This is a genomic window from Brevibacterium antiquum CNRZ 918 (assembly GCF_900169145.1).
GTDB classification, from domain to species: Bacteria; Actinomycetota; Actinomycetes; order Actinomycetales; family Brevibacteriaceae; genus Brevibacterium; species Brevibacterium koreense.
Window position 1 is genome coordinate 138,567 of sequence record NZ_FXZD01000005.1, and the last position, 23,984, is coordinate 162,550.

A 23,984-nucleotide genomic window follows, 5' to 3' on the forward strand; every position below is an offset into this window, starting at 1 on the left:
AAGGACCCCAGCCTTCCTCGCACAGACCCGCCTGACCGTACACTTGGACAATGACCGCCTGGCAACGAAGCACGGACCCGATCGGACTGAGCAGTGGACCGCCGAGCAGGCTGCCCACCGCCCATGGAGTCTTCACGCTTCGCTCGTTCACCTTTGCTGGGATGACCCACGCGGTGATGTCGCTCGGCAACCCGGCGATGGTCGATGCTCCCTTCGTGCGAGTCCACAGCGAATGCCTCACCGGCGACGCTCTGGGCTCACATCGCTGCGACTGCGGAGACCAGTTGTCGGCCGCTCTGGCGGCCATCGCCGACGCCGGTGACGGCCTCCTCATCTATCTGCGCGGGCACGAAGGTCGCGGCATCGGGCTGGAGAACAAACTGCGCGCCTATGCCCTCCAGGATGATGGCCTCGACACCGTCGCCGCCAACCGTGCACTCGACCTGCCGGACGATGCCCGGGACTACACTGCCGCAGCGGCGATCCTCCAGGAACTCGACTGCCCGCAGATCACCCTGCTGTCCTCGAATCCAAGCAAGATCACCGCGCTCGAGGACCTGGGAATCACGGTGACCGATCGTCGTGGCCTCCAGGTGCCCGACAGGCCGGAGAACTCCGCCTATCTTGAGACCAAACGTCGGTTCATGAACCACATCGTCCCTCCCGATCACCCGCACGCCGGCTCACCCGATCACCCGCACGCCAGCTCAGCGGAGACGAGTACTGACAACGCTCTCGAGGTCTACGACACGATCGCCGACGGTGATGAAGTCGTTGCGCAATTGGCGCAGAGTGAGGACGGTTTCATCGCGACATCCGATGGTGACGCCCAATTCGTCTCCGGGCAGATCGACCGTGCGCACCTCCATCGGATCCGGGCCTCCGTCGGTGCCGTTCTGGTCGGATGCGGCACGGTCATCGCCGATGATCCTCAGCTGACCGTGCGCGCCGTGCCCGGGAAGAATCCTGTCCGCGTCGTCCTCGACCCGCATGGTCGGGTCCCGGCCACAGCAACCGTCCTCACCTCGCCGGAGGCACCGACGCTGTGGCTCATCGGCGCCGAGGTTGCCCCCAGTTCGGACGTCGGCGACCACGTCCGTATGGTTCGGCTCCCGGTGACTGAGGATGACGAGAGCTCCCCGGCACTCATCGTCTCGCTCATCCGTGAGCATGTCGCCGGGTCGATCCTCGTTGAGGGCGGCGGACGGACCGTGTCGTCGTTCCTTGCCGCCGGCGTGCTCGACCGACTGTTCCTCACCTCGGCACCTGTGTTCATCGGCAATGGAATCCCGGGGATCCGCTTCGAGGGAACTCCGGTCATGGCGCAGGCGCTGCGTCGGCCATTCCGGCGCTACCAGTTCGGGGAGGACATGTGCACTGAATACCTGCTCAGCGAGCTGGCGAACGGTGCCTCAGCGCAGGACTCTCACCGCTGTCGTGGCGGCGGCCCCACAGCCTGGCAACAAGGGTGATCGCGCCCGGCAGAGTTGAGATCACAGCCAGGAGGCCGTAACCGGTCGATGAGGTGACCGCCCATTCGACGGAGCTTGCGAGGCTGCCGGCCAGAATGCTCACACTGATTTCGCGCACTCCCCAGCCACCGACTCCCAGCGGAATGCTCATCGCTGCGAGGCCGACGACGGCGAGCGCCGGAATGACCGGGCCACTGAGCGTTAGCATCGCGATGAGGTAGAGCCCGAGGAACGATCCGATGGTCACTGCTGCCGTCAGCCACACGAGCCCGATCGTCGATGCGCTCATCCCCCGCATGCCCAGGATGGAGAGGACTCCGGTCACTGCGGCGACCGCTGCGGCAATCCACGCGAAGTGTGGGGCCACCGGGATGAGAGTGAACGTGGCCGTGGCGAAGAGCAGGGTGGTGGCACTGAGCCGTTCGGCACCGACGATGCTGAGCGGGGACAACCACCGACGCTCGCCGGTATCGCGATAGGCGGCGACGCGCGCCAGGTCTCCGCCCAACCCGCCAGGCATGATCATGTTGAGCAGACTGGCCGAATAGCAGTCGGCGAGGGCTCGGCGTCGAGTCACATGTGTTCCGGACTGCTTGAGCAGCAGGGAGAATCGCATGGACTGTGCCACCGTGGCGAGAAGGCCGAGGCCCAGCGCTGCGAGAACCGTCACAGGGGTGACCACGCGTCCGCCGTCGAGCAGGGCCTGGACTCCGACGATGCGCACGGTGAGAGCAAGCAGGATGACGGTGATGAGCAGCATGAGTACCCGCCGCACCCACATCGAGCTCATCGTTGTCATTGCTTCGGCTCGCCGGACGTCTGAGCTTGCTGGTCGGCTGTTCGGCCACGGTTGCCTGCAGCGTCGATGAGCAGATCAGTGTGGTCGACGACGACGCTGAGCCCAGCAGCCTGACCGTCCGGCCGACCTGCCTGACCGTCCGGCCGCGACTCGATCTGCTTCAGCCGTTCCTGCAGCCACGTGCGACCCACCTCGCGCAGGTCGGGGTCTTCCTCGATGGCGGCATCGACGCGTTCGGTGAGGAATCGCGTGAGGAACTCCGAGTCTCGTGGTGCTTCGAGGTGCCAGGGACTGGCGGAGGTTTCCACTCGTGCACCGATACCGTCTGCCGCCGCCTCCAGCGCCGGCGCTGCCTGTGTGCCGAGCCGTGATTCGCGTCGCTGGTGGCGGGCGAACGCCTCGTCGATGACGCTGTCGTCTGCATGGGGCGGGCTGAGATGCCATTGGCCCGAGATGCTGAGCAGGAAGATTCCGATTCCGGAGAAGCGCTGCAGAGTGTCGACGATGGCCGCCATGTCATCACGAGTGAGCACGTCGAGCAGAGCGCTGCCGGTGATGAGGAGATCGCACGGATGCGGCGACACAGTGGGTGCCTTCACAAACACCTCAGCCAGCGCCTCGGCTGCGATGTCCGGCAGAGAGGAGATCGGGGCCGCCACTGTGTGCACAGGAGTGCCGAATCTGTCAGCAGCGATCTCGAGTGCGGATTCATCGGCATCGACGAGCACCCACTGCACCCGACGTCCGTGCAGTCGCTGGGTGAGATGGGCATCGAACCACCGCATGGAGTTGCCGGTCCCGGCCCCGATGTCGATGGCTACGAGCGGTCGTTCTGGGCCGGCTGTCAGCGAGCGGTTCGACAGCGCACTGGCCGCCTCGTCGAGGAGCGGGAACGCATACTCTCTGGCGGCATCGTCAACGGGCACCCTCAGGTCCAGCCACCCCGGCTCTGCTGCAGTCATGAGACTCCTTCCACACTATCCAGGACGGCAAGCACGGTGCGCGCCGTTTCAGCCCACTCGTGCATCGCAGACTCACGGGCGGCAAGAGCCTTCGCCGCGAGTTCGGCTCGGTGAGCTTCGTCGCCCAACCACCGTTCCAGCGAGTCTGCCCACGTTGAGACGTCGAGAGCCAGGCCACGACCGGCGCCAAGTGCTTCCTGTGCCCCGGTGCCCGCAGTGACGAAAGAGGGAATGGCCGCGGCCGCGGCTTCTCGCACGACCATTCCGAAGCTCTCTGCCTTCGAAGGCAGGAGAAGCAGGTCCGCGTGGCGGTAGAGGTCGTCGACAGCGTCTTTGTCGAGCTCACCCACACGCTCGACGGATGCCAGGCCCTCCAGCGCGTCATCAACGTCCTGCGCGTAAGCGGTGTCGGTGATGGGGCCGGCCAAGGTGCAGCGCCAGCCGGTGACACCCCGCCGTCGCAGCTCCTGGAGCACGCAGCTGAGAAACAGCTGGTTCTTGTTGTCCTCCATCGCACCGAGGCAGATGAAGTGAGCCGCACGCTGGCCACAGGAGTCACCGCTGCCTGCTGCTCCGACTGCGGACTGAGACGGCAACGGAGATGGAGACGGGTCGGGCTGGGTCACGGGACGTCTGTGCGTTCCGGGCTGGGCCACCTCGGCGGTGATGCCATATCTCCGGGTCACCTCGGCGGCGGCGAAGGCACTCGGAGTCACCACTGCTGATGCTGCTCGCAGGTGCTGGGCTTCACGGTGCTCGGACGCGGGTGTCTGTGCAAGCGAATGCTGGAGCATCACGATCGGGCCCGGCAGTGACGTGGACAGACTGCACCCGATGAGCCCGTCGATGAGAACCGGGCGGCTCTGCGCATTCGGCTCACCGTGTGAACCCGATTGGCACTCGGCAACCAGCTGGCGCAGCCTGCACACGTCGTCGTCCGACGGCTCGGGCCAGGCACCGGGAGCGACGATGCGTTCGAGTCTGCCTCCTGATGCGGCACAGAGCTCGGCGTTGAAGCGCAGTCCCCCGCTGATGCGCCCGAGCTCGGGTTCGATGAGGGTGAAGTTCACGGCCGATTCACAACAGTGTAGGACACCGCGGCTCGAGGGTTCTCGCGAAGGTGGACCGAGATCCCGATGTCGGGACGATCAGCGAGGGAGACGGACAGGCTGGTGCCGATGTGCTCGGCGATCGCTTCGCTCGTCGAGAAGCGTCCGGCGAAATCGGGATGCTCATCGAGGTTGGCATACTGCAGCGGTGCCAGGGCATCGTCGAGCATCTGCAGAGCCTGCCCGATGTCGAGGACGACCGAATGCTCGTCGAGCTGGTCCGAAGTGAACGTGGCTTCGACGGCGAGTGTGGCACCGTGGAGAGCCTGAGCAGGCCCGAAGAATTCGTCTGGCAGGCTGTGGGCGATCATGACGTGATCGTTGACGCTGAGGCTGAACATTCAGGTTCCTTCTTCGTAGTCGAACACGTGGCACAGAGTCTCTGCGGCTGTCGTGGTGTCGCTGCTGAGTTCGTCCATCAGCTGCGGCAGGTCCTGCCACCGGGACGTCCCGGTGATGAGGGCGTCGAACCGGTCATCGTGGAGTGCGGAGAGTGCGGCGCGCAGTCGTTGGCTTCGAGTCCTCCGCGCGCGGTGCCCGGCGGGGACCTGGCCCACTTGGCTGGCGACGATCGACAGGCGCCTGGCGTGGAAGTCGGCACCGAGGGCCACGGTGGGGCTCGTCTCGCCGTACCACGAGGCTTCGACGACGGTCCCGTCATCGCCGGTGATCTCGAGGGCCCGCGCCAACCCGCTTTCGTTCCCCGAGGTGTGGATGACGATGTCACAGTCGTCGCCTGCATCCTCAGGGGCGAGTGCGGTCAGGCCCAAACCGGTGAGTAGGGCACGCCGTTCGGGGTTCGTGTCGATGATTTCGAGGCGCTCGAGGCGAAGGTGCGACGCCAGCAGCGCGGTGGCGGTTCCGATCATGCCCGCACCGATGATCGCCACCCTGTCACCGTAGCGCGGCGGGGACTGCCAAAGAATGTTGAGCCCGGTTTCCGCGGCGCCGGCCAGCAGGGCCCGATGGTCAGAGATTGCCTCAGGGATCGGTTCGACGTCGTCGGGGGTGACCAGATGGTGACTGTGGTGGGGCAGCAGTCCGAAGACACGGGTCCCGAGCCACTCGGCCGGTCCTTCATCGACAACACCGACAGCGAGATATCCGTAGGAGACAGGAAAGGGAAAGTCACCCAATTGGTGCGGTGCGCGCATGAGTTCGGCGATCCGCGTCGGCACTCGACCGGTGTGAACGAGGGCTTCGGTGCCCTTCGATACCGCCGAGGCGGTCGTGCGGACCCGCATCATTCGTTCTGCGCCGGCTCCTGCGTGAGGGGTCGTCACCTGCCTCCAACATCCCTGTCGGTGGGCCTCGGTCCAGTACTGCCAAGCCATACGTGCATTCTAACAGCGCAGGTGAGTTCGGGTAGCGGGCAGCATTCGACTGCTGCGTCGGCCGCTCATACCCCACCTGGTTGAGGGCAAGCCCCGCCGCATCAGCGACGGGGCTTGCCCACGATCGTCATTCTTGCGACGAAGCTCAGGCATGCACGCGCTTGGGCCGGTCGAAGGCGAGTGCAGCCAGGGCAAGTGCACCGACGAGCAGTCCAAAGTCGCGCAGGGCGATGTCGAAGTACGTTCCCATCGAGACGAGGTCGATGATGATGCCGGCCAGCCAGGCGACGACGAGCAGCGATCCGAACTTCGGTGCGATGGCCACGGCGAGTCCGGCGATGATCTCGATGATGCCGATGGCAAACATTGCCTGATGAGCCGTACCGGGCAGGATTCCGTCGATCCACGGTGCAAGGTAGTGATCCCAGTTGGTCAGCAGTCCGAAGAACTTGTCGAGGCCGAAGAGGATCGGGGCCACGGTGAAGACCGTGCGCAGCAGGAAGAAGGCTCGATCCGAGCCGAGGTGTGATCTCAGAGCAGTCGAGCCGGTGCCCATCGGGGCAGGTGTGGCTGCGGGGGTGGCGAGATTGTGTGACATGATCGCGTCCTTTCAGGGTCGAGATCGCCTGATGGCATTCTTTGCCCTGTTCGTGTCGCATCCTCAAGAGGTTCTTACCCCGATCCCAAATGAGAATTGTCTTCCCACTCCCGGTAAGACCGACCGCACCGGCTGACACTCACGGAGTATGACCGTTTCAGCACAGCGTCGGATGACTTCTCTCAGCAGGACCCGCCTGAGCATGTCTCCGCTGAGCAATGCTCCTCGAAGCTCTGCCCTTCTCAACCCGACATGGTGGTGGCACAATGACGATCGTGAGTGATCTCCCCGTCTCCGGCGGTGACGAAATGCGCGAGGACAACTGGCACCACCACCTCGGCGCCGGTGGTTCTGTCGGACTCGACGCGCAGCGACAACTGCACGAACTGCTGCTCAAGGCCACGCGCTTACAGGTGTGGCGCCTGCGCCACCAACTGCCGGGGGCGGGGACGACCGACCTCGACGATCTGGCTCAGCAGGCCGCCGATGATGCGCACCTGGCGGTGCTGCGCAAGATCGACACGTTCGAAGGGCGCAGCAGGTTCAGCACCTGGGTGTACAAGTTCGGAATCCTGCACGCCGGCGTCGCAATCCGGCGGCAGGCGTGGCGACACCATGAGGTCGCACTGTCAGAGACCCTGCCGCTCATCGATCCGGAACACTCCCCGGCCAGCATCGCCGAAGGCGGTGACCTGCGACAGGCAGTTCAGGAGGCGATCGCCTCGGCACTGATGTCACATCAGCGGCAGGTCGTCATCGCACTGCTCATCGATGACGTTCCCATCGACGTTCTGGCCGAGCGGATGGACACCACCCGAAACGCGCTGTACAAGAATGTCCATGATGCGAGGAAGCGACTGTGCGAGGCACTCATCGCCTCCGGCCACCTCGACGCACGATCCGGAAGGACACCATCATGACCGACCCCACCAATCAGCCGCTGTCGCCGGACGTGGTCGACAAGCTGCTCAAGGACACGGACCCGTATCTGTCCTGCGACGACTGCTTCGCCCGCATCGACGAGTACGTCGAGCACAGACTCGCCGATCCGACGTATCAGGACGAACTCATGGACGTGCACCTGTCCGGATGCGAGGTGTGCGCCGAGGAGGCCCGAACCCTGACTGCGCTGCTGTCCTGACCGCTCTGCTGTCTTGATCGGGATGAGCGCGAGGACCAGCCACAGGAGGGCCGCGCCCACACCGGTCGGAGGACTACCGCATCAGAGGAACGGACGCATGGGCCGCAGCACCCATTCCGCGGCCTGGGTCAGCTGATGGCGGTCCAGCCAATCCGGTCCGAGCTCCTGGCTGTGCTCGGCGTCAGCGAGGAACGTCTTCTCCATCTCCGCAGCGAAATCGCTGTCGATGACCTCGACGTTGGTCTCGTAGTTGAAGGTCAGGGAGAGACGGTCGATGTTCGCGGTGCCCACTGTCGACCACTTCCCGTCAACCGTGGCGATCTTCGCGTGGATCATCGATGCCGTGTACAGAAGAACTGTGACCTTCGAGCGCACCATCTGCTCGAAGAACCCCCGAGACAGATAGTCGCCGAGGATGTGGTTGGATTCCTGCGGCACCATGACTCTGACATCGACGCCGCGTTCGGCTGCCTCCATCAGAGATTTGAGAAGCTGCTGGTCAGGAATGAAGTACGGAGTAGTGAGCCAGATGCGATCCTGTGCGCGTTCGAAGGCGTTGAGATACATGGACCGGATCGGATAGATCAGCTGGATCGGCTGATTGGCTGAGACCCGGATCTTCGACTCCCACGCTGAGGGTGCGACCCACGCGATCTGCTCATCGGCGTCGTGGTATTCGTTCCACACCTGGCAGATGGAATGGCGCAGTCCCCAGGTGCCGGGTCCAGTCACTTTGAGGTGGGTGTCTCGCCAGTGCCGGGCGTAGAGCGAGCCGATGTTGAAACCGCCCACATAGGCCACATCGTTGTCGATGACGAGGATCTTCGAATGATTGAGCCCGGAATAGCGCAGTGGGCCCTTCCAGAACTTCCTCGCCACGGTCGACAGGCGCAGAACCTTGATGCGATCATCCAGCTGGGCGTAGAACGAGCGCGGGATGGTCAGGTTGGCGAACCCGTCGTAGATGAGGTGGATGTCGACGCCGCGCTGCGCTGCGGCATTGAAGGCGTCGACGAACCTCTGACCCATCTCGTCGTTCTTCCAGATGAAGGTCTCCATCTGAATCGACTCCGTTGCGGAGCCGATCACCTCGAGCATGTCCTCATACAGGGTCTCACCGTCGGTGAAGATGCTCAGCTGGGAGCCTTCGACGCTCGAGTGGAAGATGCCCGGTCGCGGAGCCTCCCTCTGCTCGCGGTCGCGCTTCTGCAGCAGATCGATGACCATCGATGCTCCGATAGTGGCCGGAATCAGCGCGGCGGCCCCGGCAGCGACCAGGGGCGCGATATTGCGGAGTCTCTCAAAGCCGTGCTTCTTCTTCAGCGGATTGAATCCCATAGCGAATCACTTTAGCGTCTGGAACCGATCTGGCCACGACGATTTCACCGATCACGGGTGATATGGAGGAAGTATTGCCGAATCGATCAACTTCCGCTCGGAATCAGGGACAACCCTCGCCTAACGCAGGTCGAAGTCGACCCCGCGCTCCTCGGGAGGGCGGGGTCCAAGTATTCGTCGATCCGCCTCGGCGATGGGGACATCGTTGATGCTGGCCTCCCTGCGCGCCATGAGACCGATGTCGGTGAATTCCCACAGTTCGTTGCCGTAGCTGCGCCACCACTGCTCGTCGGCATCATGCCATTCGTACTGGAAGCGCACAGCGATGCGGTCATCGGTGAACGACCACAGGCTCTTGCGCAGGACGTAGTCGCATTCGCGCTCCCACTTGCGGGTCAGGAATGCCACGATCTCCTCCCGGCCGGTCACGAACTCATCGCGGTTGCGCCACACCGAATCGGGTGTGTACGCCAGCGCGACCTTCTGCGGGTCGCGGGTGTTCCACGCATCCTCCGCCCCCTGCACTTTCTGCGCGGCGGTCTCGGCGGTGAACGGCGGGAAGGGCGGGCGGGCCTCTGCCGGCGCCTCTGATGCTGACTCTGCTGCTGGCTCAGACTCTGACATTTTGATCCCTCTCAGTCCTGGCGAAGTGGTGTTCTTCAATCACTGTAGCCCTGAGCGTCGTCATCGGCAGTGGACTCGTCTGGCCCGAAACTTCCGGCCGCAGAAGCACTGCGGCGCCCCAACCCTTATTTGGGTTGAGGCGCCGCAGTGGTGCTTCAGCAGGTCAGGTGAAGATGCTCACTCCGCCTGGGCCGACGAGACAGCCGACGACGATGAGGACGACGCCCCACAGGATCTGCTTGCGGAAGATCGCGAAGATGCCCGAAATGACGAGCAGCGCGGCAATGATCCAAAGGATAGTAGCCATTGTCTTGTCCCTTCTGTTTCACACTTGGTGTTGCACCAACAGGACTGTTTGCCTGTCGGGGTCTGAGGAACTCTCAGTGCCGCGGAGTGTCCGGGTCTTCGAAGTTCCTGCCCTCTGCGGCACGTGGATCGTAACTTTGGTCGGTGAACCGAGGATCATTCTCAGCGGCTCGTGGGTCATCCGCGACTGGACGGTTGCCGCCCATACGGTAGTCGTCCTCGACCGGACGGTTGTTGTCCGCCACCGGTCGGTTATCGTCGACGACAGGGCGATCACTGTGTTCGACAGGCTCACGGCCTGCCCCGTTGTCCGCAACACGCGGATCATGATCGACAGGCGCCTGACGCTGGTCGGCGACCCGAGGATCGTTGGCGACGGGCTGCTGGTCGGCGACAGGTCCTCGGTCATCGACGCGAGGATCGTGAGCCGGACGACGATCGTCAGCGGGACGACGATCGTCAGCAACGCGAGGATCGTCAGCAATGCGAGAGTCATCGGCAGCGTGACGTTCGTCTGCTACCGGACGTGCGTCGGCGACAGGACGCTCGTCGGCAACCTGACGCTCGTCAGCAACCCGACGCTCGTCGGCAACTCGACGGTCATCGGCTACCCGACGATCATCGGCAACCCGAGGGTCGTGATCACGATGGTGTTTGTCCGCTGCATGACCGTCTCCGGCAACCGCTCCGGGAGCCGGCTTCCGATTGCCATGCGCGTCCACGTCAGGATCGAGCTCATCGGCGTGCTTGAGCTTGCGTTCGTGCTCAAGACGCGTCTCCTTGGCCCGACGATCGCGTTCAGCGGCGTCGGCGTCCAGCTTCTCGGCCTCGGCGGCCTTGCGCTTGGCTTCTGCAGCCTGAACTTCAGCGTCGGCGTCGGCCTTCTTCGCTTCGGCCTTGCGGTGTTCGGCGTCCGCTTCCCGAGCATGGACTTCATGCTGGTTTGCGGCGGTTTCCTGCCGGATCCGGGCGGCCTCCTTGCGCTGGTGTTCGCGCTTCTTAGCCGCGGCCTTTCGGCTGACCGCGATGATGATGCCGACGACAATCAGAACTACGACGATCGCTACGACTATCCAGATGATGGTAGTTGTACTCATGCGCTCTCTCCTTGCTGTCTATTCGGTTCTCATTGATCATGTGGACCCGATCAACAGGTTAATTTCATAGTTGCACGGCATGTCACCTCTGACAAGCGCATGAACAGTAACAACTTCGGTGTGTCGAGTGCACTTTGGCACCAACGGACCCTTTTATTGCACCTTTCGTCCTTCTAGTATCTGCGGCATGCCAGAGATTCGGTCTGAAGCGTCCGCGACACCCGGGTCGACCGCCAGAGCAGCGATCTGCTGGATTCTCGCCAGCATGGTCTATCTCCTCGCCGAGGCCCTTGCCGCATCTGCGTTCCCTCACTACTCATATGCGATGAATGACATCAGCGGTCTCGGCGTGCCCGATGTCGAGATGCTGGGTGATCGGGCCATTGATTCGACCCTGCATGTGGTCATGAACATCGCCTTCCTCGTCCACGGTCTCCTGTTCGCGTCGGCGGCCATATATATGACACGCAGACCAAGGGTGCCCTTGCCAGTGCCGATCATCACCCGCGCGATCACCCAGGCCCTGGGAATGGCGCTCATTGCCGTGGTCAACGGCGGAGCGCAGAACAACAGCCTCGGCTGGGTCCACCTCCTCGGCGCGTTTCTCGCCTTCTTCGGCGGGCACCTGACGGCAATTCGCATCGGCATCTTCCTCCTGAGGCGCCGCCGCAACCGCCTCATGCGCCGCAGTAGCCTGACCGGTGTCCTCAGCGTCGTCATCGGAATGTATTCGATCGTGGTGTGGGAACTGCTCTTCGGCGCAGTCCTGCTCAGCCGGCTGCCAATTGCCCCTGTCGAAGACTGCCACCACAGTCCTAGACTGACTGCAGACCCCCACGGATCGAGCCCCTTCCGGAAAGGCGGCCACATGCCAACCACGAATTCTGAGACTACGACCATCCGCGAGCTTGCGGAGTCGCATGGTCTCGACATCGATCCCAAGACCATCATCGTCAATGAGCTGGGACTCGACTTCCAAGTCGCCATCGCCAAGGCGGTCGACGGTCAGTCCTGGGTGTTGCGGATTCCCCGCCGCCCGGACGTCACCGACCGTGCCACCGTTGAAGGACGATTCCTCCGAAATATTGCACCCCACCTGAGCGTCGCCGTCCCCGATTGGCAGATCCACACCGAATACCTCATCGCCTATCCTCTACTTCCGGGTGAGCCTGGACTGACGATCGATGAGCAGGGACAGCCACAGTGGCACTTCGATGTCGAAGCCGCGGAGTATGCCGAGTCTCTTGGTGATTTCCTCGCGGAACTGCACAGCGTTGATCCGTCGATCGTTCGCTCCTCGGGGATCGCCGAGTATTCCCCCGCCGAGGTGAAAGCGCACAAACGCGATGACATCGCTCGCGTCGTGGCCGAGTTTGATGTGGAGCAGAGTCTGCGTGAACGGTGGAATGCGTGGCTCGACGATGACAGCTATTGGCCCAAGTTCACGACGGTCACCCACGGAGAGGTGTATCCGGCACACCAGCTTATGGACGGACCTAAGAACCTCAGCATCCTCGACTGGACGACGGCGGCCGTCGGCGACCCGGCCAGGGATTTCATGTTCCACCATGCCAGCGTCTCGGCCGAAGCATTTGACGCGACTATCCGGCGCTATGTGGAGAACGGCGGCCAGGTATGGCCGAAGTTCGCCGCGCACTGCGGCGAACTGTTCTCAACCTCTCCGGTCGAGCTGGGGCTCTACGCACTGCAGACCGGTGATGCCGACCATATTGAGGCAGCGAAGGCTCAGCTCAATCCCAGCAAATAATGGAAGCGCAGGTCAGATATGAGTGCGAACAATCTCGTCCCCGATAACGCGGAGACCGTGACCACCGATGTCATCGTCCTCGGTGGTGGACCGGTCGGTGAGAACGCAGCCCAATACGCAACCGAGGACTCCGGCCTCGAAGCGGTCATCGTCGAAGAGGAGCTACTGGGAGGTGAGTGCTCATATTACGCCTGCATCCCGTCCAAGACGATGCTGCGACCCATCGAACTCGCCCACGCGACTCAGCATCTGGACGGGCTGACCGGCGCCACGGTCGACCGGCGAGCGCTTTTGAACAGACGTGACGAATGGGTCTCACACTACGACGACACCGGTCAGGTCGAATGGGCACAGGCTGCCGGGCTGCGAGTCGAACGCGGTCACGCACAGCTCATCGGAGAACGACAGGTCCTCGTCAACGGCCCCAAGCCCGTGCTCGTGCAGGCACGACAAGCGGTGATCATCGCCACCGGGTCCCAGCCGTCCGTGCCGTCGACGTTTGCCGATGTCTCGCCCTGGTCATCCCGCGATGCAACTGGTGTTCAGGAGATCCCGGAGTCGTTGATCATCGTCGGTGGCGGTGTCGTCGCGGTGGAGGCTGCGACGTGGATGGCCGCACTGGGTACACGGGTGCGAATGCTCGTGCGCGGCGGTGGCCTTCTGGCCGGACACGAACCGTTCGCCGGCCACCACGTCACCGAGGCGCTTGACAGAGCAGGGGTCAGAATCGATCTGAGAACCGAGGTCACCGACTGCAGCCGACAAAGTGGCGAAGACACGGGCCTCGGCCGTATCCATGGCGGAGAAGTCACGATCCAGACCAACGGCCCGGACGGGGAATCCGCCTTCGAAGCCGACGAGATCCTGGTCGCGACGGGGCGAAAGCCACGCCTCGACGATCTGGGGCTGGAGAGTCTCGGACTGACCAGCAATGACATCACAGCGGGCACGATGCCGGAGTGGCTCTATGCGATCGGAGATGCCAGCGGCGAGGCGCCCGTGACTCATTGGGGCAAGTATCGTGCACGAGTCGTCGGCGCACAGATCCGGTCCCGGGCACTCGGGGAAGACGCCGAGGAGATCCCAGGGAACGTGCCGGTCCCCCAGGTCGTCTACAGCGATCCGCAGGTCGCCTCGGTGGGAATGACCGAGGCAGAAGCCCGCAAGGGCGGCCACCAGGTCGAGATCTCCCACCTGCCGTTTGCCAGCAGCGCCGGAACCTCGCTGCTGCGCGATGACGCCGAGGGAACGGCACAGATCGTGGTCGATGCCCGCACCGGATTGCTCCTCGGTGCCACGTTCGTCGGCCCGGAGGCGGCCGAACTGATCCACCCGGCCACGGTGGCAATCGTCGGCGATCTGCCCGTGCATGTCCTGCGGCAAGCGGTGCCGAGTTTCCCGGCGGCCTCGGAACTGTGGCTGCCGCTGCTGGAGGGGTTGCCGAGGCGGTTGCGGATTCCCCTCCCCACTTGATCTGGATCCTCTCCGACTAGGCTGGAAGCATGCGAGACTACGTCAAAGAGCGCGCCGACGCCCCACGCGGATTCTTCGCGGCCGAGGCTGCCGGTCTCCGATGGCTGGCCGAACCAGATGTTGTTCCCGTCGTCAGTGCAATCGATCATGACAACGGCAGCCTGCGACTGGACTACATAGAAGAGTCGGCACCGAATGCGCACTTGGCGTTCGGATTCGGTCGCCAACTTGCACTACTGCATAACTCCGGTGCTTCCGCATTTGGTTGGGCACCTGCGGAACCAGCCTGGTTCGGTCCGCTGGGGTCTCCGTTCGAGGTAGAAGTCGCCTCGTGTTCTTCGTTCACCGAGTTCTGGGTGGAGACACGGTTGGAACCGATGGCCACGGCGCTTGCCGATCACCTGTCGCAGGACCATCGGGAGACGATCACCAGTGCGATCCGGGCCCTCGCCGACGGCGCATTTGAGGGCATTTCAGGCACAGGAGGTGAGAATCCTGCCCGAGTTCACGGGGATCTCTGGGCCGGAAACCTTATGTGGACGCCAGCTGGCTGCACGCTGATCGACCCCGCCGCGCATGGTGGGCATCGTCTCGAGGACCTCGCTATGTTGGCGCTGTTTGGGACGCCGTTCCTTGAGGAGATCTTCGCCGGCTATGAGGCGACAAACCCCATGCCGGTCGGTTGGAGAAACGATCTGCCGGTGCACAGTTTCTTCGCGTTGCTGGCACACGTAAGGCTGTTCGGCGCGGGGTTCCTCGGGCAGACGCTCTCGGCGGCGCGGTCGATCATAGATCGCGCTGCAGATTTGAAGGGCTGAGGCACCTGAGCTCAGCATCTGACGAATATTGCTGAAGCCCGTTGTGCAACCCGGTCAAACGCCCAGCAGCTCCACCCATCGAGATCCCAGCTTTTCTGGCTCTTCACTATAGATCTTGTGGACTAGTTGGTCTGAATCCACCGGATTCGAATAAGCACCTCGCGATGTAATGAGTGAGATTGCGGAACCCCAGTGCCGATCCCCGCAGATGCTCGAGCCGACCATTGATCGATGCGGTTGGACCGTTCGACGTTCCCGGACGTGTGAAGAACACCAACACGTCGGCTGCTCGTCGCTTCAACGTTCGACCCAACCGTTTCAATTCCGCCAGCCCTGTTGGCAGACCCTCTCGCATTAGCGACGCTCGCACCAACACATTGTCTTCAGTGCTTGGTAGTTGCTACTTTGCCTACTTCACTGCGACATAAACCTTGTCAGCGAACATGTCGGGGTTGACTGCCAGAACACCGGCATCGGCATCCTCTGAAGGGATCTGGATGGCAATGGACCCGGATGTGGTTGCACCGTTGTACATGTTCTCCAAAGTATCGAGAGCGTTTGGCGCTACCACCATGTCGTCGAGACCGTCGAAGGTATTTCCTCCAGCGGACACGTATTCAAAGGTAGCCATCGGCATTTCACCATCGGGTGCGTCGCCTGTATATGTCATCTCGACATCAATCATCATGTACTGGTTGCCAGCATCCGGCGACTCGTTAAACTCGTTCTCTGCAAGGACTTGGTCAGTAGCATCCAGTGTGACGTTTGTAATCGTCATCTCCCAGGCGTCGCTGCTGATCTTAGTGCCGATGGAGTACGGATTCTCTCGGGTACCTTCTTCGGCTCCAGCTTCAGCCACAACCTCTTCGGCTGGCGGTTCCGCCGACACATCATCGCTGAAAGCATCGTCGAACGAAGAGGCAACGACAAAGAAGAACACAAGAATTGCCACAATAGTTCCAACGACAGACAAGATTAACGCCGCAATGGATAATCCCTTTCCACCCTTCAGGAAAAACGAAATGATCGCCAAAAGGAATGCAATTGGAAGAAGAATCCATCCCAAAATCAGTGCGCCCGGAATGCACCCGAAGATGAACCCTACGACGGCGAGTATGAACGCGACGATACCCATCACGTTTTTCTGACGCTTCCGTGTCGGGCGCGCGAAATTTCCACCGGCCCACTGCCCGTCCTCGCCGTATGCATTGGCATCGCTGTACTGCGGATGAGCATTGGCCTGCATGTCGGGCTCCTGGTACTGAGTACCCTGAGGCTGCCCCTGGATCGGGCTCTGTATCGGACGGCTGTTGGGGTCAAAGTTCTGGCTCATGCTACCTCGGTACTAGGAAGTTCAAATTTCTACCAGAATACCCTCCAGGAAACACTGACATTCCCCCAAGGAACCTCAACTACTCCAATGGTTACATAACCGTTACTACCACTAGAACCCCTCCGAAACATTGGGCCACGTTCGAAGTTCTTAATATTTCCTTAATATGTGTTGTAAGTCACAGAAATGAATAGAGTTCAGACAAATCTCCCGCGAAGAAGCCCGACACCGCTGGAGCTTCCCGAGTGCTCAACTCAGCTTCAAGTTCTCGAAATGAAATCTTCTGCACGACCCCCGGCCTTCCCTGGACGGAAAACTTAGGGGCACCCCCCAGAGGCAGAGCCACTGCGAAGTCACCTCTGTGCGCCCGGAATCCCACCTTTTTGGCAGCCGCGTTCGGTCAGTTGCAGTGAGGCCACCGAAGAATAGGATCCTCGCCGAGGCGTCGACGATGAGAAGAGAAACAGTTCTACATTTTGTACAACAGTTGCTATAATCGTAGTGACGAGGTCGATTGTCACCACCACGGCTTTCGTCTTCGTCGCAAATAGGGAAACTCCGATGAGAGGTTTGCAATGAATGGCGACGCTGGCACGACTCAAATCACCACTCCCTTCGATTCCGCGGAGCGAGATCTCGAGATCTTGGTCGGATTCGACGGCTCCGACCACGCACTTTCAGCACTCCACTTCGCAGCCGTCGAGGCGATGAACCGCAATGTCGGGCTCACAGTTGTCACCGCGTTCACTGTGCCGGTGATGATCTATCCCAATATGGCCTCGCTGCCGGCCAAACCCGAAGACGAGTTCAGGCAGGAAATCGCCGAGAAGACACTGGATGCGGCGCGCGAATACCTGAAGGAATATCCCGGAAAGGTGAGCTTCGCAACCGTGCAGGGAGATGCCACCGGTGCCCTCGTCGATCTGTCGACCCGGGCCAAACTCGTCGTCGTAGGAGCCCGCGGCCGGGGTGGATTTCTTGGCCGCATCCTGGGGTCCGTGGCCTCGGCGTTGCCCGCGCATGCCCACTGCCCCACCATAGTGGTGCCCAGCGACTACGAACCGGGGCAGGCAGAGGGAGTCAAACGCTTCACATCACCACAGAGCGATTCCCCAGTGCTCGCGGCAATTGATGGATCTGACAAGAGTCACTTGGTTCTGCTGGCAGCCGCGCAACAGGCGGAACACCGCGGCGCACCGCTGAAGGTCTTCGCTGCCATGCCCCTCCTGGGTGAATGGATGTATTGGTATCCCGAGATCCACGCCGACGAAGGCTCGATCGAAAAGCGCCGAGCTCATCTGCAGCAGTCGATCGATGAGGGACTCGCCTGGCTGCGCGATGACCACCACTCGCTGGACATCACGCTCGAAGTCACTGTCGGCGATCCCATTGCACTCATCGAGGACAAGACTCGCGCCTCGGCTCTCACTGTCGTAGGCACTCGCGGCCGCGGCGCAGTCAGGAGCGCACTGCTGGGTTCGATATCGCGGGGAGTGCTCAACCACGCAGAAGGGCCGGTCATGGTTGTCCCAACCGCTGCGGAAGACGACAGTCGCGAGCAGTAGTCAAACGCCCACTACTACTGTGAAGGCGGTCGAGAGGGAAACCAGGGAAACCTCAGCTCGGTCAGTCAGAGACCGGCATCGACGAGCTTGCGACCGAAGCTCAGGAGGTGGTCGATGAGCACGGGGCCGAGCTGGTCCTGTGCGTCGAGGACGACGCGGACAGTTGCCCCCTCCTTGTCCGTCGGGCCCATTCTCTGGCCCCGCAGATCACAGATCGTCTGTCCGCGCCCGGGACCGTCAGAGGTATCGACGGTGACCGGGACTCGCGGCGCATTCCCTGGTGCGATGGCTCCGATGGCGATCGCCACAGCCAGAGGATCGTGCAGTGCAGAGCATCGCCGGCCGAACTCGCCCACGTAGTAGTCGAAGTAGGGGTCGAGGATCTGTCCGAGGCTGCGGACGAACATCGCCTCCGCGGCAAGCAGCTTCTGCCGATCGGAGTCTTCGAAGACATTGGTCATTGTGGCATCGAGCGGTACGATCGTCACCGACCAAGGTGCTGAGACCACAGCCAACGCGGCCTCAGCGTCGTTGGCGATACTCCCCCCCGCCGCGGGTGGGGTGGTGCCGGGGGCGAGGCCCCCCCCCCCCCCCCCCCCCCCCCCCCCATGAGAGTCACCGAGGAGATCCGGCCGGCTACCGACGGATCTCGCTGCAGAGCAGTGCCCAGGTTGGTCAACGGCCCCACCGCAATAACTTCGAGGCTTCCCGCGTACTCGTGTGAGAGGCGCAGGAGCATGTCGGCTGCATCTTCTTCCACCGGTGCCGCCTCGGCGGCGGGCAGAACTATGCCGCCGAGTCCGTTGGAACCGTGGATATGGGGAACTCCACCGCCGAAATCACCGTACAGAGGCTGATTCTCTCCAACCGCCACAGGGATATCATCACGGCCTGCTAGAGACAGCAGGCGCAGTGTGTTCTCCACTCCCTGAGCCGCGCTGACGTTGCCGTGCACGCCCCCGATGCCAACGAGGTCGACCTCAGCAGAAGCAAGCAGCAGGCCGAGGGCCATGGCATCGTCGACCCCGGTATCGCAGTCTAAGTAAATGGGTGTGGTCACAGCATGTCCTTTGGGTGTCGTCGAATACCGAATATCGAGAGGCGCAGATTGCAGGTCCCAATTGCTCGGCCCGCGCTCGGAGTGAAGACCTGAGAGCACAAGAGGTGGGACACGGCCGCTCGCTTTCAAGTATGATGTTATACCTCTTGAGTATGATATGTATATTGCGCAGTATTCTTGTTTGAATAGGCACATGCTGGCAACCAGCTCCGATCGGTCGGAAACCGACCGATCGCTTCACCTCTCGCAGCAGCCCGCCCGACCGAAGGAATGACGATGACCGACGCCGAGTCACTGCTGTCGACACCGCTGAGCACAACAGCAGGCCAGCCGATGCGAGTCGCTGTCTACTCACGCATCGCCCAGGGTATCCGGTCGGGAGCCTTCCCCGTCGGTTCCGCTCTGCCTCGCGAGACGGAGATCGGGACTGCGCTGAGAGTCAGCCGCACAGTCATCCGCGAAGCACTGATGCTCCTGGAGGAGGACGGGCTGATCAGGACTCGCCGAGGGGTAGGGCGATTTGTCACCGCCTCGGCGCCCAGACTGGGCCTCGAGGGTCTGCGCCCCTTCGAAGTCGTACTGGCCGGTGAGCAGTCACCGCTCACGGTGGATGCCTCGCCAATGCTGCTCCAACCGAACACGGAGTTCGTCTCCGACCACCTCAACCTCGAAGCAGAGGCTAATGCCTGGTTCCGCGAGAGTGTGCTGCACCGTGCCGGCGAACCGGTGGCCATCGTCCAGGAGCACCTGCCGGCGGGGAGGTACCTCAGCGATTCCCATCCCCTCATCTCCGCGGCCCTGCCTCGTGCCGCAGAGGCACAGGCCACCCTGCTCGCCGGGATCCAAGAACTCTGCGGCCCGGTGCTCACAATGGCCAGCTGCCAGATCACACCGAGCATCATCGGCGCGTCTCGAGGCGAACAGCTCAACCTTCTCGAAACCGATCCAGTGCTCATCCTCACCCAGGTCGCCGAAGCCGATTCCGCTCGGGTCTACCTCGCAAAATGCATCATCTCCTCGATCGTGGGGCCTCTCACCGTGATCCAGAGCCCCACCGCATGACATCTGCCCTATCCTGACCGAAAACAGAGGACACCCGGTGACCACCACTCCCGATACACGCCCAGAACCGACTCCGACCTCCTCCGTCAGCCTCGCCGTCGTCGGCAGCATCAACATCGACGTCACCGCAACCTCTCAGCGGCTGCCGCAGGCCGGAGAGACCGTCAGCGGCGGCGCCCTCACCCGAAGCGCCGGCGGAAAAGGCGCCAATCAGGCAGCCGCTGCTGCCCGTTTGGGAGCACGAACACGAATGATCGGAGCGGTCGGCGACGACTCCGACGGCACGGCGATGCTTACCTCCCTGCAGCGGGCAGGCGTCGACGTCAGCGGTGTGGGAACCTCGGCGGAGGCCACCGGTACGGCTGTGATCATGGTCGACGCCGCCGGGGAGAATCAGATCTCTGTCTGCGACGGAGCCAATGCCACAGTCACCGTCGATGGTGTGGACTTCGGAGCGGACGAGATTGTGCTCGCTCAGCTGGAGATTCCGCTGGCCACCGTCATCGCAGCCGCACGACGCTGCCGCGGGTTCTTCGCCCTCAACGCCGCCCCGGCCGCTCGACTGCCCCAGGAACTCATCGAGCGTGCCGACCTCATCATCGTCAATGAGTCCGAGTTCGCACTCAACCCGGACCTGCGTGAAGCGCCCTTGGTAGCAGTGACCTACGGTGCGAAGGGAGCAGAGATTCTCCACCACGGTGAGCAGAGCGCCTTCGTCCCCGGGCTCAGCGCCGAGGTTGTGAGCACAGTGGGAGCCGGCGATGCCTTCTGTGCCGCGCTGACCATAGCACTGTGCTCTGGTACCTCCCACACAGAGGCCCTGCACACCGCGAATGCCGTCGGCGCTGCGGTCGTCGCCGATGCACAGGCCCAGCCGCAGTTGAAATCGATCACTGCATATTCCATAACCCGCCTGCCCCAAGTGATGTGGCCATAGCCGGGGCGTAGACTGAGAGCCACTTCACAGGTGATTGCGAAAGGTGAACATCATGCCGCTTGAAGACGGGATGCGCAAAGCCACCAAGAACCTCGACAAAGCGGCGGGAGCGGCTCCCACTTCGGATGTCGTACATGCCAATGACCCGGGCCAGCAGCACGGCGAGGATCACGACAAGGAAGAAGTAGTCAAGCAGAACGACGGCGAAGTCCCAGACGACGAGCCCGATGACGGCTGAGCGTTCCGCACAGATTCAGAACTGAATTCCTCGGGTCAATGCGCCATCGATCAAGAGGTTCGCACCAGTGGTTCGACTCGACAGTGGGCTGGATAGGAAGACGACGCTCGCAGCTGTCTCTTCTGGAGTGCCCATACGCCCAGTGGGATTCAGACCCATCGCTTGCGCGAACAGTTCAGGATTGGACGATTCGATTCCTGGCCAGACTCCTTCCTCGTGATACGTGTTGCCTGGCGACACGGTATTGACCCTGATTCTCTTGTCCGCGAGGCTCAGCGCAAGCCCTGCCATGTAGCCGATGATCGCGGTCTTCATCGTGCCATAGGGCCCGGAGGCGAAGTCAGCTTCTCGACCCGAGACACTCGAAATGGAGACCAGCGAGGCGACCTCGCTTTTCTCCAAATACGGAATCGCGAGTTTGGACAGATGCACTGTGCCCATCATGTCGACATTGAACGACTCGTACCAGTTCTCTTCTGTATCCGGAATCGCCAAGGCACTGACACTGTTGACGACCATGTCGATTCCGCCGAACTCAGCGGCGGTTGCCTCAACCCAAGCCGACAGAGACGTCGCATCGCTGACATCCAGAACCGTGCCCACAGCTTTTCCGTCTCGGGCCAGAGCCTCTTCTGCCTCGGCGACTTCCGTGCCATTTCTGGCGCAGAACGCAACGTGGGCACCCTCTGCGAGGAACCTTTCCACTATGGCACGCCCAATACCGCGTGTACCACCGGTGACCATCGCCGTCTTTCCGCTGATTCCTAAGTCCACAACTCGCCTTCTTTCTTCTTTGCTCTCATGAGCTAAACCAATGAACGTGCACGCCCTCGTAAGTCCGCGTGGAGCCCGTCGAACGCACTGCGCTCAGGCAGGAGGGACTTCGCGATCTTCGTCACGACGCTGTAGTTGGTGTCGACGACATTGGCGACCGGGACGAGGGAGATCTGGGTGAGCAGCTGATAGGCGTCCATGGTCTCCAACCCGTAGAGCTCGCGAAGCCAGCGGATCATTTCGACCTGGGAGATTCTCCACGAGTCCTCCATCGGTCTCGAGGAGCCGACGACCATCCAATGACCGTCGTTCTCCAGCCGCGGCCAGGCTGGGCCGCCTCCCTTGATGAGGTCGACGATGATCGTCGAGTTCATCGCTCCCTCGACAGCTGTGCCGCACGCTTCGCCCTCGCCCTGGCGGTAGTGTCCGTCGCCGATGGAGAACATGGCGCCGTCGACGTTGACTCCGAAATAGGCAGTCGTGCCGACCTTCATCTCCGGAGTATCCATATTTCCGCCGTAGCGTTCGGGAGTCAACGACGAATACACCTCTCCACCTGCCGGCGCTACGCCGACGGTGCCGAGCATGGGCTCGAGAGGCAGCGCCAGTTCGAAGTCGCCCCTGCACGTCTGAAATCCCACTGTCTGCGCGGCGGAATCGATCTCGTAGATCCAGACTCCTTCCGGCAGAGGCTCATGCAGGAGGTTGGTTCTGTCCGTTGCCGTCAGTCCGCCGAAGAACGGGATCATCGCAGAGGCTCCCCAGCCGCGGGCGGGAGTGAGATCGACGATGTGGATGGCCAGGGTGTCCCCTGGTTCAGCTCCTTCGACGTAGAACGGTCCCGTCTGCGGGTTCAGGAACCGGGGATCCAACTTCTCGCTGGGGATATCAGTGACAGATGTGATCGCATTGTTGAACGCATCCTCGGACCACAACCGCAGGGCAGTGCCAGGCTTGATCGTGGCGACAGGTTGAGAACCGCCAAAGGTGTAGACGAACTGGTCTCGCTCGGGAACAAAGTCGACAACAGCCATACTCGATGCTACGTGATACACGTCATAACGCCAATAGTGCCGATCGGCACGCTGTGTCGATATTTCAACTCCCATGATTCAGCCGTTTCCACGTCGACACCTCGAAGCGACTAAACTCACCCTTGATGGTTGTCGATTCGCGTATGGCGCCCGATGGTCCGACCGGCCTTCCCTCCGCTCGTGGCCGAATACAGGCTCAGAGTCAGGGATGGCTTAATCGGGCAACCTCAATTTGGGCACTGGCACTCGGATTCGTCGTGTTGGCAATCATCGCCGCGGGACCCGTGCGGGTCTGGGACTACCAACTCAATCGACGTTGGCTCTACCTCTTCGACCCTGATTTGGTGTGGTTCGCACAGAATGTTCTGGATCGCATTGCCGGGCAGGCGGTCTGTACGCCGGTGTTGGCGGTTGTCGCTATTGTGCTCGCGCACAGGAGGCAGTCCTGGCGCCCGATCGGATTTGCGCTGGCAACCGAGGCGGCCTTCTTCATCGGCATCGGAGGACTGAAGGTTCTGCTCGCCCGGCCAGCGATGACTCTGCACGATCCGAGATTCTTCCAAGGGGGTCTGCTCGAGCTCGGCGACCGTGGGATCAGTTTTCCCTCCGGACACTCCGCCGAGGCGGTCCTCATCTACGGCGCGGCCGTCTATCTCATCGCCAACTACAGTGGCGCATCCCGGCGGCTCGTACGAGTTCTGTGCTGGGTCGTCATCGCGATCAGCGTGAACTCCGTGGTCGTCTCATTCCTCCTCGGGTGGCACTGGGCCACCGATCTCATCGGCGGCCTCATCGCGGGCGGCTTGTTCCTGCGCATCCTGACCCAGTACGACACTCGTACGCGCTACCGGTGGAAACGTAGGGAGAGCTTCGCCGCAACATCACCGTGATCCTTCACAGTTCGGCATGATTCCCCTCCTGGTCTTGGGGATCACCCATCGGGACAGACCCACCGGGCAGACGACCGATGGGCATCAGCTCGGAGAGAAACCGATCTTTGCTGAGCCTTGGCGAAGAATCCGTCCGGCTCCGACTATCTGGGAAGCCCGATTTCACTGTGTCGGCCAGACCTTCCCCATCCCGTCAATTCAGATCGTGTCGTGACACGAGTTCAACCAATCGCCCTGGACGGTGCCATTCGC

26 protein-coding genes and 1 pseudogene are annotated in these 23,984 nt (G+C 62.2%); 12 read left to right on the forward strand and 15 right to left on the reverse strand.

What is annotated here, in order from left to right; translation table 11 throughout:
- Positions 1-50: 50 nt before the first annotated feature.
- Positions 51-1,472 (forward strand): GTP cyclohydrolase II RibA, encoded by a 1,422-nt coding sequence (ribA, locus tag BANT918_RS08865; protein WP_101619899.1) that lies wholly within the window; start codon positions 51-53, stop codon positions 1,470-1,472.
- Here the strand turns inward: ribA and BANT918_RS08870 are convergent.
- From BANT918_RS08870 to BANT918_RS08895, 6 genes are all read right to left on the reverse strand, one after another.
- On the reverse strand, positions 1,390-2,262 hold the full coding sequence (locus BANT918_RS08870) for a lysylphosphatidylglycerol synthase domain-containing protein (protein ID WP_167389432.1): 873 nt from the start codon (positions 2,260-2,262) through the stop codon (positions 1,390-1,392). The two genes, ribA and BANT918_RS08870, sit on opposite strands and share 83 nt — an antisense overlap.
- Before the next feature lie 5 nt (positions 2,263-2,267).
- Positions 2,268-3,233, reverse strand: coding sequence for a class I SAM-dependent methyltransferase (locus tag BANT918_RS08875; protein WP_101619901.1), 966 nt, complete (start codon positions 3,231-3,233; stop codon positions 2,268-2,270).
- Positions 3,230-4,303, reverse strand: a complete 1,074-nt coding sequence (locus tag BANT918_RS08880; protein ID WP_101619902.1) for a glycosyltransferase — start codon at positions 4,301-4,303, stop codon at positions 3,230-3,232. Before BANT918_RS08880 ends, BANT918_RS08875 begins: the two co-directional genes overlap by 4 nt.
- Positions 4,300-4,683 (reverse strand): 6-pyruvoyl trahydropterin synthase family protein, encoded by a 384-nt coding sequence (locus tag BANT918_RS08885; protein ID WP_101619903.1) that lies wholly within the window; start codon positions 4,681-4,683, stop codon positions 4,300-4,302. The genes BANT918_RS08880 and BANT918_RS08885 overlap by 4 nt, the downstream gene beginning before the upstream one ends.
- The gene (locus BANT918_RS08890) at positions 4,684-5,676 is read right to left on the reverse strand and encodes a zinc-dependent alcohol dehydrogenase (RefSeq protein WP_145996964.1); all 993 of its coding nucleotides are present in this window, start codon (positions 5,674-5,676) and stop codon (positions 4,684-4,686) included.
- A gap of 145 nt (positions 5,677-5,821) precedes the next feature.
- Complete coding sequence (locus BANT918_RS08895; protein ID WP_101619905.1) at positions 5,822-6,274, reverse strand: hypothetical protein; 453 nt, start codon at positions 6,272-6,274, stop codon at positions 5,822-5,824.
- A gap of 275 nt (positions 6,275-6,549) precedes the next feature.
- Between BANT918_RS08895 and BANT918_RS08900 the strand changes: the two genes are divergently transcribed.
- Positions 6,550-7,194 carry an RNA polymerase sigma factor gene (locus tag BANT918_RS08900; protein WP_208618060.1) on the forward strand — a complete coding sequence of 215 codons (645 nt, stop codon included), beginning with the start codon at positions 6,550-6,552 and terminating at the stop codon, positions 7,192-7,194.
- Complete coding sequence (locus tag BANT918_RS08905) at positions 7,191-7,415, forward strand: hypothetical protein (protein ID WP_101619907.1); 225 nt, start codon at positions 7,191-7,193, stop codon at positions 7,413-7,415. Before BANT918_RS08900 ends, BANT918_RS08905 begins: the two co-directional genes overlap by 4 nt.
- Before the next feature lie 81 nt (positions 7,416-7,496).
- Here the strand turns inward: BANT918_RS08905 and BANT918_RS08910 are convergent, their stop codons facing one another.
- From BANT918_RS08910 to BANT918_RS17400, 3 genes are all read right to left on the reverse strand, one after another.
- Complete coding sequence (locus BANT918_RS08910) at positions 7,497-8,753, reverse strand: phospholipase D-like domain-containing protein (protein ID WP_101619908.1); 1,257 nt, start codon at positions 8,751-8,753, stop codon at positions 7,497-7,499.
- A gap of 120 nt (positions 8,754-8,873) precedes the next feature.
- Positions 8,874-9,377 (reverse strand): nuclear transport factor 2 family protein, encoded by a 504-nt coding sequence (locus tag BANT918_RS08915; protein ID WP_101619909.1) that lies wholly within the window; start codon positions 9,375-9,377, stop codon positions 8,874-8,876.
- A gap of 163 nt (positions 9,378-9,540) precedes the next feature.
- Entirely contained in the window at positions 9,541-9,684 is a 144-nt protein-coding gene (locus BANT918_RS17400) for a GPGG-motif small membrane protein (protein ID WP_167389433.1), read from the reverse strand.
- A 76-nt stretch (positions 9,685-9,760) separates the two neighbouring features.
- Between BANT918_RS17400 and BANT918_RS17225 the strand changes: the two genes are divergently transcribed.
- The 4 genes from BANT918_RS17225 (at position 9,761) to BANT918_RS08940 (ending at position 14,839) form a co-directional block, all read left to right on the forward strand.
- Positions 9,761-10,816: a hypothetical protein gene (locus BANT918_RS17225; RefSeq protein WP_145996966.1), complete on the forward strand. Its 1,056-nt coding sequence runs from the start codon at positions 9,761-9,763 to the stop codon at positions 10,814-10,816.
- A gap of 151 nt (positions 10,817-10,967) precedes the next feature.
- Positions 10,968-12,548, forward strand: a complete 1,581-nt coding sequence (locus tag BANT918_RS17725; protein ID WP_233430414.1) for a macrolide 2'-phosphotransferase — start codon at positions 10,968-10,970, stop codon at positions 12,546-12,548.
- Between the two features lie 18 nt (positions 12,549-12,566).
- Positions 12,567-14,021 carry a dihydrolipoyl dehydrogenase family protein gene (locus tag BANT918_RS08935; RefSeq protein WP_101619911.1) on the forward strand — a complete coding sequence of 485 codons (1,455 nt, stop codon included), beginning with the start codon at positions 12,567-12,569 and terminating at the stop codon, positions 14,019-14,021.
- Between the two features lie 29 nt (positions 14,022-14,050).
- A complete protein-coding gene (locus tag BANT918_RS08940) occupies positions 14,051-14,839 on the forward strand; it encodes a fructosamine kinase family protein (protein ID WP_101619912.1) in 789 nt (262 codons plus the stop codon).
- 106 nt (positions 14,840-14,945) lie between these two features.
- Here BANT918_RS08940 and BANT918_RS08945 read toward each other — a convergent pair.
- Both BANT918_RS08945 and BANT918_RS08950 read right to left on the reverse strand, forming a co-directional pair.
- Positions 14,946-15,179, reverse strand: a pseudogene (locus BANT918_RS08945) (transposase); the annotation flags it as partial.
- Positions 15,180-15,248: 69 nt separating this feature from the next.
- Positions 15,249-16,172 (reverse strand): DUF4190 domain-containing protein, encoded by a 924-nt coding sequence (locus BANT918_RS08950; RefSeq protein WP_233430415.1) that lies wholly within the window; start codon positions 16,170-16,172, stop codon positions 15,249-15,251.
- 575 nt (positions 16,173-16,747) lie between these two features.
- Here BANT918_RS08950 and BANT918_RS08955 point away from each other — a divergent pair.
- A complete protein-coding gene (locus BANT918_RS08955; protein WP_101619913.1) occupies positions 16,748-17,737 on the forward strand; it encodes a universal stress protein in 990 nt (329 codons plus the stop codon).
- Between the two features lie 65 nt (positions 17,738-17,802).
- On the opposite strand, the gene BANT918_RS17730 is transcribed toward BANT918_RS08955, so the two are convergent.
- Complete coding sequence (locus tag BANT918_RS17730) at positions 17,803-18,246, reverse strand: nucleoside hydrolase (protein WP_418904415.1); 444 nt, start codon at positions 18,244-18,246, stop codon at positions 17,803-17,805.
- The gene (locus tag BANT918_RS17735; RefSeq protein WP_324761562.1) at positions 18,222-18,992 is read right to left on the reverse strand and encodes a nucleoside hydrolase; all 771 of its coding nucleotides are present in this window, start codon (positions 18,990-18,992) and stop codon (positions 18,222-18,224) included. The genes BANT918_RS17730 and BANT918_RS17735 overlap by 25 nt, the downstream gene beginning before the upstream one ends.
- 81 nt (positions 18,993-19,073) lie before the next feature.
- Here BANT918_RS17735 and BANT918_RS08965 point away from each other — a divergent pair, with 81 nt between their 5' ends.
- Genes BANT918_RS08965 through BANT918_RS08975 form a run of 3 tightly spaced genes read left to right on the forward strand, consistent with a single transcriptional unit; the run spans position 19,074 to position 21,034 of the window.
- Positions 19,074-19,859 (forward strand): GntR family transcriptional regulator, encoded by a 786-nt coding sequence (locus BANT918_RS08965; RefSeq protein WP_233429515.1) that lies wholly within the window; start codon positions 19,074-19,076, stop codon positions 19,857-19,859.
- A gap of 37 nt (positions 19,860-19,896) precedes the next feature.
- On the forward strand, positions 19,897-20,796 hold the full coding sequence (locus BANT918_RS08970; protein WP_101619914.1) for a PfkB family carbohydrate kinase: 900 nt from the start codon (positions 19,897-19,899) through the stop codon (positions 20,794-20,796).
- 52 nt (positions 20,797-20,848) lie between these two features.
- Positions 20,849-21,034 (forward strand): hypothetical protein, encoded by a 186-nt coding sequence (locus tag BANT918_RS08975; RefSeq protein ID WP_145996967.1) that lies wholly within the window; start codon positions 20,849-20,851, stop codon positions 21,032-21,034.
- A gap of 15 nt (positions 21,035-21,049) precedes the next feature.
- On the opposite strand, the gene BANT918_RS08980 is transcribed toward BANT918_RS08975, so the two are convergent.
- Complete coding sequence (locus tag BANT918_RS08980; RefSeq protein ID WP_101619916.1) at positions 21,050-21,808, reverse strand: SDR family NAD(P)-dependent oxidoreductase; 759 nt, start codon at positions 21,806-21,808, stop codon at positions 21,050-21,052.
- A gap of 32 nt (positions 21,809-21,840) precedes the next feature.
- Complete coding sequence (locus BANT918_RS08985) at positions 21,841-22,842, reverse strand: acetamidase/formamidase family protein (RefSeq protein WP_101619917.1); 1,002 nt, start codon at positions 22,840-22,842, stop codon at positions 21,841-21,843.
- Between the two features lie 257 nt (positions 22,843-23,099).
- Here BANT918_RS08985 and BANT918_RS08990 point away from each other — a divergent pair, with 257 nt between their 5' ends.
- Entirely contained in the window at positions 23,100-23,732 is a 633-nt protein-coding gene (locus BANT918_RS08990; RefSeq protein ID WP_233430416.1) for a phosphatase PAP2 family protein, read from the forward strand.
- Positions 23,733-23,984: the final 252 nt, after the last annotated feature.